At 53.3% G+C, this 12,611-nt stretch carries 12 protein-coding genes; 5 read left to right on the top strand and 7 right to left on the bottom strand.

Going from position 1 to position 12,611, the window contains the following annotated elements; all coding sequences use genetic code 11:
- Positions 1 to 104 precede the first annotated feature (104 nt).
- Entirely contained in the window at positions 105 to 1,016 is a 912-nt protein-coding gene (locus RTX30_RS19095) for a LysR family transcriptional regulator (RefSeq protein ID WP_312691743.1), read from the bottom strand.
- Between the two features lie 104 nt (positions 1,017 to 1,120).
- On the opposite strand from RTX30_RS19095, the gene RTX30_RS19090 reads away from it, so the two are divergent.
- The 3 genes from RTX30_RS19090 (at position 1,121) to nepI (ending at position 3,488) form a co-directional block, all read left to right on the top strand.
- On the top strand, positions 1,121 to 1,573 hold the full coding sequence (locus RTX30_RS19090; RefSeq protein WP_312691742.1) for a DUF1198 domain-containing protein: 453 nt from the start codon (positions 1,121 to 1,123) through the stop codon (positions 1,571 to 1,573).
- Positions 1,574 to 1,670: 97 nt separating this feature from the next.
- A complete protein-coding gene (locus RTX30_RS19085; protein WP_312691741.1) occupies positions 1,671 to 2,204 on the top strand; it encodes an SRPBCC domain-containing protein in 534 nt (177 codons plus the stop codon).
- 99 nt (positions 2,205 to 2,303) lie between these two features.
- Complete coding sequence (nepI, locus tag RTX30_RS19080) at positions 2,304 to 3,488, top strand: purine ribonucleoside efflux pump NepI (RefSeq protein ID WP_312691740.1); 1,185 nt, start codon at positions 2,304 to 2,306, stop codon at positions 3,486 to 3,488.
- 31 nt (positions 3,489 to 3,519) lie between these two features.
- Here the strand turns inward: nepI and RTX30_RS19075 are convergent, their stop codons facing one another.
- From RTX30_RS19075 to RTX30_RS19050, 6 genes are all read right to left on the bottom strand, one after another.
- On the bottom strand, positions 3,520 to 4,422 hold the full coding sequence (locus tag RTX30_RS19075) for an EamA family transporter (RefSeq protein ID WP_312691739.1): 903 nt from the start codon (positions 4,420 to 4,422) through the stop codon (positions 3,520 to 3,522).
- A 110-nt stretch (positions 4,423 to 4,532) separates the two neighbouring features.
- Positions 4,533 to 5,912 carry a carbohydrate porin gene (locus RTX30_RS19070; protein ID WP_312691738.1) on the bottom strand — a complete coding sequence of 460 codons (1,380 nt, stop codon included), beginning with the start codon at positions 5,910 to 5,912 and terminating at the stop codon, positions 4,533 to 4,535.
- 148 nt (positions 5,913 to 6,060) lie between these two features.
- Entirely contained in the window at positions 6,061 to 6,363 is a 303-nt protein-coding gene (locus tag RTX30_RS19065; RefSeq protein WP_312691737.1) for a PTS lactose/cellobiose transporter subunit IIA, read from the bottom strand.
- Positions 6,364 to 6,368: 5 nt separating this feature from the next.
- Positions 6,369 to 7,757: a glycoside hydrolase family 1 protein gene (locus tag RTX30_RS19060; RefSeq protein ID WP_312691736.1), complete on the bottom strand. Its 1,389-nt coding sequence runs from the start codon at positions 7,755 to 7,757 to the stop codon at positions 6,369 to 6,371.
- A 12-nt stretch (positions 7,758 to 7,769) separates the two neighbouring features.
- Positions 7,770 to 9,098 (bottom strand): PTS transporter subunit EIIC, encoded by a 1,329-nt coding sequence (locus RTX30_RS19055; protein WP_312691735.1) that lies wholly within the window; start codon positions 9,096 to 9,098, stop codon positions 7,770 to 7,772.
- Between the two features lie 12 nt (positions 9,099 to 9,110).
- Positions 9,111 to 9,425 carry a PTS sugar transporter subunit IIB gene (locus tag RTX30_RS19050; RefSeq protein WP_312691734.1) on the bottom strand — a complete coding sequence of 105 codons (315 nt, stop codon included), beginning with the start codon at positions 9,423 to 9,425 and terminating at the stop codon, positions 9,111 to 9,113.
- 293 nt (positions 9,426 to 9,718) lie between these two features.
- On the opposite strand from RTX30_RS19050, the gene RTX30_RS19045 reads away from it, so the two are divergent.
- Positions 9,719 to 10,675 carry a LacI family DNA-binding transcriptional regulator gene (locus RTX30_RS19045; protein ID WP_312691733.1) on the top strand — a complete coding sequence of 319 codons (957 nt, stop codon included), beginning with the start codon at positions 9,719 to 9,721 and terminating at the stop codon, positions 10,673 to 10,675.
- Between the two features lie 248 nt (positions 10,676 to 10,923).
- Complete coding sequence (locus RTX30_RS19040) at positions 10,924 to 12,585, top strand: ShlB/FhaC/HecB family hemolysin secretion/activation protein (RefSeq protein ID WP_312691732.1); 1,662 nt, start codon at positions 10,924 to 10,926, stop codon at positions 12,583 to 12,585.
- Positions 12,586 to 12,611 lie beyond the last annotated feature (26 nt).

Raw genomic sequence — 12,611 nt, 5'->3', positions numbered from 1 at the left:
AATTATTTCAGGTTTGTAGCGCAAAATTTTCCCGCAACTCTTCGATTCGGGCAAACCCTACTATTAAGTGATTTACCGCTACTCCTCATCTTTTAAGAATTTTCTTAAGCAAGCTCACTCATGCTGCTTTCCAGCAGTAAATTTCGTAGCCACAGGTGGGCTGGGTCGCGGTGGGTACGTGCATGCCAGGTCATGGTTTTGGTAAATCCCGGCACGGGCAGCGGCGTGTCCAGTGTACACATGCCGGGTGCCAGCCTGGCGAGGCGCTGCGGTACTACGGCAATCATATCGCTCACCGCCAGCAGCTCCGGCAGGATCAGGAAATTGCTCACCGACACGCCCACACGCCGCGTTCTGCTCTGTGCTGCCAGCGCGCCATCTACAACGCCGCGAAAGCGGTCGCCATCCCACGAAACCAGCGCATGCTCCAGTGCACAGAAGCGATCCAGCGATAACTGCCCTGGCGCGGCGTCGGGATGATTGGCGCGCATCATGCAGACAAAATGTTCATCAAACAGCACCCGGCTGTGCAGCTCCGGCGGTGTGCTGTAAGGCGTCATCAACGCGATATCCACTTCGCCACGTTCAAGCTGACTTACCAATCGTTGAGGCTCTACCGTTTCCACTCGCACGCGAATACCTGGCGCAAGCTGTTTCAGGCGGGCAATAAACGGCACGATCACCACTTTGAGCGCGTAATCCGTGGCGGCCAGCGTCCAGGTGAGCGTGGCGGTTTGTGGCACAAAGGCGGCAGGTTGAAGTAACACCTCGATATCCGCAAGGATGCGTTTCACCGGTTCCGCCAGCCCCTGTGCACGTACGGTTGGCACCATACCGTGCGGCGCACGAATAAACAGCGGGTCGGCAAAGTAATCACGCAGGCGCGTCAGCATGCCGCTCACCGCCGGTTGGGTTAACGAAAGACGCGCTGCGGCACGCGTCACATTACGCTCATCCAGCAGCGCATCGAGGGCTTTTAACAGGTTGAGATCGAGGTTTCTGATATCGTGATTCATGATAATGACCCGGGCTGGTGATAATAAAGATTATCGCATTTACGGCTGTCCGTGGTGCGTGTTTTACCCGTATGATGAGCCTCTTTTCTGCCCCTGGAGCGGTTATGATTTGGTTGATGTTGGCAACGCTGGTAGTTGTTTTTGTAATTGGTTTCAGGGTATTAACCTCCGACTCCCGCCGTGCAATACGCCGTCTCACCGACAGACTCACGCTCCAGCCCGTGCCGGTTGAATCAATGATCGACCAGATGGGTAAAACCGCTGGTGCGGAATATCTGGCTTACCTGGCGCGCCCGGACGAGGCGCATTTGCAAAATGCGGCGCAAGTGCTGCTGATTTGGCAGGTGTGCATTGTCGACGGTAGTGAGCAAAACCTGCAGTACTGGCACCGGCTGATGCAAAAAGCGCGGCTTGCTGCGCCCGTCACGGATGCGCAGGTACGCCTGGCACTCGGTTTTTTACGCGAGCTGGAGCCGGACAACGCCGAATTGAACAATTTCCAGATGCGCTATAACGCGTTGTTTATGCCTGAAGAAGGAGTGCACTGGCTGCACTGATATCACGCCCCGTAATAGCCCTTATAAACTATCGCGATTAGATTTATAACACGGTGCTACGCATAGTGACCCTCGTTAATCACTGACGAGGTACACCATGAATCAATCCCTGACCCAAAGCGCCATTGTCTGGCCGCAAGACTACCTGCCCGGCACAACGGATAACTTTGCCTCCAACGAAATGATTGTCCCGGGGCTTACTGCGCAGGAGATCTGGGCGCAACTGAACGACACCACACTGTGGCCGACTTATTACAGTAACGCGCAGGATATTCGTTTCCATGACGGCAGCGGCCCGCTGTTAAGCGCCAATGCCCGGTTCCGCTTTACCACGTTCGGTTTTCAGGTCGAGGCGCAGGTGAGTGAATACGTACCGCCCATGGAAGGCCAGGCCGCGCGAATAGCGTGGTACGGTTGGGTTGAAGGCGACGTCAGCTTGCGACTGGATGTGATCCATGCGTGGTTGTTCGAAGACTTGCCCGGCGGTCGCGTGCGTATTCTGACGCAGGAGTCGCAAACTGGCGTCCCGGCTCAACAACTGGCCAGTACAATACCGAACCCGATGATTAACGCCCATCAGGCGTGGATCACTGGCCTGGTAACAGCGGCACATAAAGCCCGCAACACGTAACGTCCCGCCGCCGGAAGAGTTGCCAAATTGTTAATTGCGTCACAGATTTTGAATGTTACACTGCGCGACTTTCACGAATAAAAACGACGCGGGTGATTAATGATTGAGCAATCTGTGACGCCATCTTCAACGGATGCGGTAACCCGCCCCAACTGGTCCGCCGTTTTTGCCGTGGCATTCTGCGTGGCGTGCCTGATTACGGTCGAGTTTCTGCCGGTCAGTCTGCTAACGCCAATGGCGCTCGACCTGGGCGTGTCTGAAGGCGTTGCCGGGCAAACGGTTACCGTTACGGCCTTTGTCGCGATGTTCGCCAGCCTGTTTATCACGAATATAATTCGTGCGACGGACCGGCGTTATGTGGTGATTGCATTTGCCGTGCTGTTGACCCTCTCCTGTCTGCTGGTTTCTTTCGCCAGTAGCTTCACTTTGCTGTTGCTCGGACGCGCATGCCTGGGGCTGGCCTTGGGTGGTTTCTGGGCAATGTCGGCCTCGCTAACCATGCGCCTGGTGCCGACGCGCACCATTCCCAAAGCGCTGTCGGTGATTTTTGGCGCGGTGTCTGTCGCCCTGGTGATCGCCGCGCCATTAGGCAGTTTTCTTGGCGGGATCATTGGCTGGCGTAATGTGTTTAACGCCGCAGCGGTGATGGGCTTCGCCTGTATCGCCTGGGTTTGGGTGGCGCTGCCCACGCTACCGGGGAAAACCGAGCACCATCAGAACATGTTTGGCTTGCTGAAACGCCCTGGAGTGATAGCCGGGATGCTGGCTATTTTTATGGTCTTCGCCGGGCAGTTCTCGTTTTTTACCTATATTCGCCCGGTGTATATGACGCTGGCCGGGTTTGATGTTGACGGCTTAACGCTGGTGTTGCTGAGCTTTGGTATTGCCAGCTTTGTGGGAACATCGTTCTCGTCTGTGGTCATGAAACGCTCGGTGAAAATGGCGCTGGCGCTGGCGCCGCTGACGTTAGCGGTCAGCGCGGTGGTATTAATTTTCTGGGGTTCAGACAAAGTGGTCGCCGCCGGGATTGCGATTGTCTGGGGGCTGGGCTTTGCGCTGGTGCCGGTGGGGTGGTCGACCTGGATCACCCGCTCGCTAGCCGATCAGGCGGAAAAGGCCGGTTCTATTCAGGTCGCGGTGATCCAGCTGGCGAACACCTGTGGTGCAGCCATTGGCGGTTTCGCGCTGGATCACTACGGTTTATTGTCGCCGCTGGTGCTTTCCGGCAGCCTGATGTTGCTGACGGCGCTGCTGGTAGCGGCAAAAGTGAAAGTCAAAGCATAGCCCGCCTGACAAACCGTCATCCGTGCCGCGTTCAGGCGGCGCGGATTTTACGGCGCGAGTCGAGAGAGATCAGCACCACTGACGACACAATCAGCAGGGTTCCCATCCAGTCCGGCAGTGAAAAGGCCACACCCAGAAGCGCAACGGAAAGCAGGGCGCTGCTTAACGGTTCGGCGCAACTGAGAATACTCGCCTTCGAGCCGCCAATCAGTTGAGCGCCTTTCAAATATAGGCTGAAGGTGAGCGCCGTACCGATGACAATCAGGTAGAAAAAGGCCATTAACAGGCTGCCATCAACGACAAAGTCTGTCCCTTTCCCGGCGAAGAACGGCGTCAGCATCAGTCCCGCCAGCAACATGCTCCAGCCAACGATCGGCAGTGTGCCATAGCGGGCAATCAACGCTGACGGGTAAGTGGTATAAAACGCGGCGGAAAATGCCGATACAATCCCCCACAGCAGCGCTTCGGGCGAAATGGATAACGACGTCAGATTGCCATGCGTGACCAGCAGAAATGTGCCCACCAGCGACGTAAGGATGGCCGCGCCCACCGGCAATGTTGGCCGGGCTTTACGCACCAGCGCAAACCACGCCACGATAATGGTTGGCGATAAAAATTGCAGTACCGTCGCGGTGGCGGCGTTGGATTTCTCAATCGTCAGTAAAAAAGTGAGCTGCACAATCAGTGCGCCAAATAGCGAAAAAAACAGCAAACTGAAGGTGTCTTTACGGCTTTTAAGGATGGCGAAAATCTTGTCGCCATTCACAAAGGAGAGCGTCAATAAAATCACGCCGGTGAACAACAGTCGCGTCATGGTTAACCACGGCGAGGAGATATGGCTCTTCTCCATAATGTACTGCGCGCAAACCCCGGAACTCCCCCATAAAACGGCCGCGGCCAGTACGCAAAGCATCCCTTTTTTCGTGGAACCCATTTTCTAATCCAACTCTGTCATGCTGATAACGTATGAATAGGCCGTAAAGCATAACACATGTGCAGAGTTTGACCGGAGGCGGTTGAGGGTGACCGCCCCCGGTTTTTACATCAGAACCAGGCTTCCCACATCGCACCGACGTTAAAGGAGTCGAGCGTGGTGTCATTGGTACCGTTGACACGGGCGGTACGTTTGTTATCCACTTCGCCGCCCGTGACGTAGAAGCGCAGCATCGGGCGGAACTCTGGCCCCATCGCAATGGAGATGTTTTGCGAGAGGGTCACTTTCCAGCCGTGGTTGTCGCCGCCATCGTCATAATCTACGCGCTGATAGCCCGCTTCCAGCCAGGTGGAATGCACATCGTTCCACCAGTGCATTGGGCGAACAATCACACCATAGTTGCGGCGGTTGTCCGACTTAATGTTGCTGTTGTCGTAATCATGGAATGCCAGCAAGTAATCCACCTGCGTTTGCTGCGAGAATTTGTAGCTCCCTTCGAAGCTGGCATAAATCGCAGTGAGATCGTCGGTTTTGTTAAAGACGCTGTTATCTGAATTATCGGAGTAACGGGCGATCACTTTGTTAACGCCGTGGTCATTGGTATGGCTCAGCACCACGCCGCCCTGCCAGGCTTTCAGGCGATCTTCACTCTCAATCGCTTTCGAATCAAAGCCGTAGTTGGCGTAAATCTCCAGATCGAGCGGCCCGACTTTCATACCGTGCACTTTCGAGGTAATGGCGTAATTGCCTTTATCACCCACGTTAGAGCTGCCGGTACAGGTAATGCGCGACGGGTTGGCTTCATCCTCCAGCACTTCAGGGCTACAGGACTCAATCGCGCCCACGGCGGCGACGTCAAACTGCACGCCGCCAATGTCGAAGTTTTTCACTCCGGCGCCCTGGCCATCGTGGTTCATCCAGAAGTAGTCGTTGATCCCCTGTTGTGGACGCTGGTGGAAATCGCGCCCGGCCCAGAAGTACGCATTCGGATTCGAGGCCAGCAGATTGGTGACGCCGGCATACGCTTTTTTCAGGTTAACTTCATCGCCCCAGTGGTCGAACATGACGTTAACGTCCCAAATGGCGCCGTTGTCGCCTTTAAACGCTTTTGAAAGCTGGAATTCACCGCCATTGCCTTCGTTACCGAGACGGCCAATAGCCGACGCACCATTATAGGAGCCGTCAACGCCGACATATTTTTGATCGCCGCTCTGGAAGTGCGCGCCGTAACGGGCGTAGCCGCTGAATTTCACACCGTAGGGTATTGCCATGTCTGGCGTTTGTGCCGTGCTTTGCGGTTCGACAACGACATCCGCTTTCTTATTGATGGCGGCATCCATTTTCGCCTGACGTTCCGCCAGTGCTTTATCCACCGCTTTGGCGACGATGGCGTCGATTTGCTCTTGAGTAAATTCTTGTGCGAAGACGGATCCAGAGCAAAGAGAGGCCGCAACCGCCAGCGCCACTGGAAGTTTTTGATTTATTCTCATGGTTATCTCAATTTAGTAAGTTGTTCTCAGACAATAACCTTCCCTTCCCGAACGAGCAGGGAATATTGCCATCATCAAAACCAGACTCTTTATTTTATAAACATGGGTACAGAGTTATTAAGATTTACCGTAATCAATTCTCCATTTATTAACGTTGATACAGCTGGATAATTTCCTCCGATAATTCACGCGCCAGCAACGAGGTCATTAAATGATCCTGGGCATGCACCATAATTAATGTCATCGGCTGGCGGGCTTCACCGGCATCCTGTTCAATTAATTTGGTTTGCATCTGATGCGCCTGGCGTGAGTAACCATCGGCTTCTCGCAACAGACTGCGGGCCTCTTCCATGTTCCCTTCCCTTGCCGCGCGCAGTGCTTCAAAACATAAGCTGCGTGACTGCCCGGCATTGACGATAATTTCCATTACCGCTTCTTCAAGTGCGACCATAAAATTTATTCCTGATTAAAACCATTTTGAGCGGCGGTAGCTGCGAACCACTCTCCGCTTTTCTTAATGGTACGTTGCTGGGTTTCCAAATCTAATTGCACAAAGCCGTAACGATTTTTATAAGCGTTACACCATGACCAGTTATCAATAAATGTCCACATGTGGTAACCGAGACAATGACAACCTTCGCTTATACCTTTATGCAACCATTGGAGATGTTCACGAACAAAGTTAATACGATAACTATCGTTAATTTGCCCGTTTTCCATAAAGCGTTGTTCATTCTCGACCCCCATGCCGTTTTCAGAAATAAAACAGCGTGGGTTACCGTAATTGTCGCGCAGGTTGATAAGAATATCGTAAATGCCGGGCTCATAAATTTCCCAACCGCGATAAGGATTCATTTTGCGGCCTGGCATATCGTAATAATCAAACAACCACTCTGGCATAAACGGCGCTGCGGGATTAACCGAACTGTCCCGGCACTTTACCCGCCGTGGCTGGTAATAGTTAATGCCGAGCAGATCGATTTTCCCTTCTGCAATCAGCGCAATATCATCCGGCTGGCAGGCGGGCAGCTGATCGTACTCTTTCAGCAACGCCACCAGGTCAGCGGGATACTCGCCACGCAGTACCGGGTCGAGAAAACTGCGGTTAAACAGCAAATCTGCATAATGCGCCGCCTGCCGATCCGCCGGATGCTGCGAACGCGGATAGGACGGCGTCAGGTTCAGGACAATGCCAATCTCTCCGGAATAGTGCCCGGCGCGAAACGCCCGCACCGCGCTGGCATGCGCCAGAACCGTGTGGTATGCCACCGTCGCCGCCCGTTTGAAATCCACCACATTCGGGTAGTGAAAATCGTATAAATAACCGCCTTCAACAGGCACGATAGGTTCGTTAAAAGTAAACCAGTGCTGAACACGGTCGCCGAACAGCTCAAAACAGATCTGCGCGAAGCGGCTAAAGGCCTGCACTACTTCCCGGCTTTCCCACCCGCCTTTCTCCTGCATCACCATCGGCATATCGAAGTGAAACAGCGTAATGAATGGCGTAATACCCTGCGCCAGCAGTTCATCAATCACGTCGTTATAAAACGCCACTGCCTGCGGGTTCACCTCGCCGGTTCCGTCCGGAATCAGCCGCGCCCAGCTCAACGAGGTGCGAAAACTGTTGTGATTAAGCTGCTTCAACAGGGCGATGTCCTGCCGCCAGTGGCGGTAAAACATTGATGTTTCCTGCGGCCCAATCTGCTGGTGAAAGCGCCAGGGTTCACGGGCATGCCAGGCATCCCATGTGGTGGCGCTTTTACCGCCCTGCTGGCTTTCCCCTTCGGTTTGCAGCGCCGAACAGGCGCTACCCCACCAGAAGTTTTCGGGAAAAACGTATTTCATTACCTACTCCTTTTAATTACTGCGGACGGTTTCCGTCATCGGCGCGTTGTTCTGCGCTTTTTGCTCTTCCGTTTTCATCAGCGAGCGCTCATAGGCGCGCAGGAACGGCAGATACATCAGGGCGGACATCACCATACAAACCAGACACATCACCACCGGACTTAACGCCCAGTTTGCCGCCCAGGATGCACCAATCGGCGCGGGCGTTGTCCACGGCGTCAGCGACACGACTTGCGCCAGCAGGCCCATTTTGGTTGCGGTATAGGCCAGTACGGCGTTAACCAGCGGCACGCAAACAAAGGGAACAAACAGCATGGGGTTCATGATTATCGGCGCACCGAACAGGATCGGTTCGTTGATGTTGAAAAAGCTGGGCACCACGCCCATTTTGCCAATGGTCCGCAGATGGGTAACGCGGCTACGCAGCAGCAGGAAAGCCAGTGGCAACGTCGAACCCACACCGCCGATCAGCAGGTAGTGATCCCAGAACCCTTGCAGATAAACATGCGGCAACGCTGCGCCAGCTGCCAGTGCCGCCTGGTTGGCGGAGAGGTTCGCCATCCAGAACGGGTTCATAATGCCAGTAACAATCAGCGAGCCATGAATACCGGCAAACCAGAAGATTTGGCACAGCAGCACCGAGAGCAGAATAGCGGGCAATGAATCCGAAGCCGAAACCAGCGGCTCCAGCAGGTGCATAATCGCCTGCGGCAGGATCATCCCGGTTTGCGCTTCAATGAACAGGTTCAGCGGGTGAAGCGTGCCAATGATCACCAGCACCGGGATCAGGATTTCAAATGAACGAGCAACACCCGTCGGCACCTCTTTCGGCAAGCGGATGGTAATGTTGTGTTGTTTGAGCCACGCATAGACGCGTGCGGAATAGATGGCAGTCAGCAGCGCGGTAAATATGCCCTGGCCGGAAAGGTACTGCGTAGAAATTTTGCCGTCGGCATACGGGGCGGCAACCAGTAAAAAGGCCATAAACGCCAGCAGGCCGGTCATTACCGGGTCGAGATTAAATTGACGACCCAGGCTGGCGCCAATGCCCACCGAAATAAAGAACGTCATAACCCCCATACTGAGGTTAAACGGCAACATCAGCTGCTCGCGGTATTCAGTCGAAAAATCGAGCCAGGCGCGGGCAAAACCCACGGTGGTGTCAGCGGAGAACGGCGGGAAGATAAACACCAGCATAAACGAGCCGATGATCATAAATGGCAGAGCGGCGGTAAATCCGTCGCGGATGGCGATGACATACTTTTGCTGCCCAAGACGACCGGCCAGCGGCGTAATGGTTTGCTCAATAACCGTAATCATTGATTGATATAAGGAACTCATAAGAACACCTTGTTAATGTGCCGCTGCAATCAGCGACAGAGCATAGTCCAGCACCTTTTCGCCACGTTGCATGCCGTAATCCATCGGGTCGATGGGTTGTACCGGAATGCCCTGAGCGGCGGCCTTTTCTGACAGCGTTTTTAACATGTATTTTACTTGTGGTCCGAGAAGTACGACCTGATAACGCGGAAACTGCGTGTCAAACTCCGCTACGCCATACGCATTAATCTCTACCGATAAATCGCGTTCCTTCGCGGCTTCTAGCATCTTGCTGACCAGTAAACTGGTGGACATCCCGGCTGAGCAACACAACATAATCCTGTACATCGTTAATCATCCTCGAAATGTAAATAGTTATTGCGGGGATGATTGGACATCATACGGAAACCGGTTTCCATTTGTTCGGTATAGAAGTGTGATTGCTGTCAATATCTGATCACTAAGAGGTCTGTTTATTGGATTTGCATCACGGATTTTGGCGGTTAAATGAGAGCAAAAAGGTAAAAATGGAAAATCGGTTTCCATAAAAAAGCGAAACCGTTATACTGCCGACGGTTATAGATTAACCGTTGCTGTAATGGGAATATGCAGATGCGAAGGGCGTCTGTTTGGGGAGAAAGATGTCTACAATCAACGATGTATCACGTTTAGCTGGGGTGTCCAAAGCCACAGTCTCACGGGTGTTGAGTGGTTCGCGCGGCGTTAAGGAAGCCAGTCGCCTCGCGGTACTGAAAGCGGTTGAAGAGCTGAATTACCGGCCCAACGTTATCGCGCAGTCATTGCTCAGCCAGTCGACAGGCTGCATCGGTGTTATTTGCGCCCAGGACAATATCAACCAGACCACCGGCTACCTTTATGCGTTGGAAAAGCATTTAAGCCAGAATCAGAAACACCTGCTGTTGCGTTTCGCCAATACCAAACCCGAGGTAATGAGCGCGCTGGAGGAACTGACGTGTGGCCTGTGTGATGATGTGCTGATTATCGGCGCGCGTTTTCCGCTCAATATTGAAGATGAGAATGTCATTCTGGTGGACTGCGTCGAATCCAGCGGAACCTCGCCAAACAGCATTCAGTTAGATCACGCTTTCGCAGCCGAAACAGCCTGTAATTATCTGATCAGCCAGAGCCGCCGGCAAATTGCTGTTATTCATCCCAACAGTGCCGCTGCCGACCAGGTTTTGCTGGGGTATAAGCTAGCGCTGGAAAACAATTTTCTGCCGTTTAACCGCAACCTGGTGTTTATGGATGGCACCACTTCCTCGGTAGCGCTTCAGGTTTTGCTTAATAACGCGACTACGCTTAATTTCAATGCGTTACTGGTAGCCGACGAACAGGAAGCGCAGCGGGTTATCCCACAGTTGCAGGCGTTTAATAAATCGGTACCTGGCGACATTATGGTCTTCAGTCTTGCCGGTTCGCTGCATTTGCCGGGCATACCCACTATTCCGGCCATTGAATATTCCATGGATGCAATGGCAGCGAAGATCGTGGCCTGGCTGAATGAAAAAACCCAAAACGTACTGGGGGCGTATCGCGTTCGCGGCGATTTAATTATTCCTGACATCCGTAAACGCTAAACGTCTGTAATCGTATCGTTAAAGCCTCCTTCCGGAGGCTTTTTTATTGCTGCATTAACTCTATTTCGCCGATATCAATGATTATTGCCTGAATATATCTTTATCTAATCCTAAATTTTTGTCTGGATATCATATTTACGTCGAAGAATATTGCTTTGTAATTTATTCCATAGGATTATACTCAAAACTAATAATTAAATGATACTTAACCGAAATTTGCATTTCCTGGTTAAGCATTTTTCTCATGGATGGTTATCGTGCGTTATCTGGCCTTATTGTTATTATTTGTAGCGACAGCGCATGCTGCGCCTTTATCTCCTGCCGACAGAGATGCCGTGCTTCAACAACAGGAGCAGTTGCTGCGCCAGAACCAGTTGCAGCGTGAGGAGTTGGATCGCAGCACACCGTTGCCGCGCGCCAGCCAGAGCGCGCCCGACACCCCCGCGCAAGGCCCCTGTTTTACCATCCGGACTATTACCCTTTCTGGCGTAACCCTTATTAGCGCGAAGGCGCAGCAGAAACTTATCGGCCCCTGGCAGAACCGCTGCCTGGACATGGCGAAAATAACCGAACTGACCACCGCCATTTCCGACTGGTATATTAGCCGGGGTTATATTACCAGCCGCGCTTTTCTCACCGAGCAGGATCTGTCGCAAGGGGAACTGCGCATTGTGGTGCTGGAAGGGAAATTAAGCCAGATTCGCCTGGAAGGTGACTCGCCGCGCATGCTGAAAATGGTTTTTCCGGGTCTGGAAGGGAAAGTATTAAACCTGCGGGATATTGAGCAGGGCATGGAGCAAATTAACCGTTTGCGCGCCAACCCGGTACAAATTGAAATAGTACCGGCGGAACAGGCGGGTTATTCCATTGTAAATTTAACAGCTACGCCGGAATTTCCGTTAAGTGCTACGATTTCGCTGGATAATAGCGGGCAGAAAAGTACCGGGGAAAACCAGTTAAATGGTGTGCTCAGCGCCAATAATCCGCTGGGCCTTGCCGATAAATGGTTTGTTAGCGGCGGGCGCAGCAGTGATTTTGCCACGGGTTATGATGCGCAGAGTTTCCAGGCAGGCGCCAGCATTCCCTGGGGTTACAGCCTGCTGGATTACAGCTATGCCTGGAGCAATTACCGCACCACCATTATCAATATGGGGTTCCCGTGGATCTCAACCGGGGACACCAAAACCCATCGCCTGAATTTTTCCCACGTGGTGTTTCGCAACGGCGACGTGAAAACCGCGCTGATGGCGGGCATGACGCAGCGCTCAAGCCGCAACTGGCTTAACGATGCGCCGCTGGTCAGCAGCACGCGTAACCTTTCCAGTCTGCAGCTTGGCATCAGCCATACGCAGAAAATGTTCGGCGGCGTAGCAACCTTCAACCCGACTTACAGCCACGGCACGCCCTGGTTCAATGCTGAAACGGACGAAGACAAAATCGGCGATGTGCCACGCGCAGAATTCCGTAAATGGAGCCTGAGCGCCAGTTTCCAGCGCCCGGTCAGCAACAATATGATGTGGCTGACCAGCCTGTATGGGCAGTGGTCGCCAGATCGTCTCTATGGTAGCGAACGTCTGACCATCGGCGGAGAAAGCTCTGTACGCGGTTTCAAAGAGCAATATCTCTCTGGCGACAACGGCGGCTACTGGCGTAACGAACTCAACTACAACCTGTTCACCCTGCCTGTTTTCGGGCAAATCAGCGCCACGGCGGCGCTGGATGGCGGCTGGCTGGAAAAAGACCGCCTCGATCATTACGCCTCCGGCACGTTATGGGGCGCTGCGGCAGGGCTTAACAGCGCCGGTCGCTGGTTTGCTACCCAGCTTTCTGTGGGAACGCCGCTCGACTATCCCGACTGGCTGGGGCCGGATCATCTTAGTCTTAACTGGCGCGTGGCTGTCTCTTTTTAAAGGAATAAGAAGATGAATACTGATAA

The organism is Kosakonia sp., from assembly GCF_032052965.1.
Taxonomy (GTDB): Bacteria; Pseudomonadota; Gammaproteobacteria; order Enterobacterales; family Enterobacteriaceae; genus Kosakonia.
The sequence above is the reverse complement of the archived record's forward strand: the minus strand, read 5'-3'. Positions and strand labels throughout refer to the sequence as shown.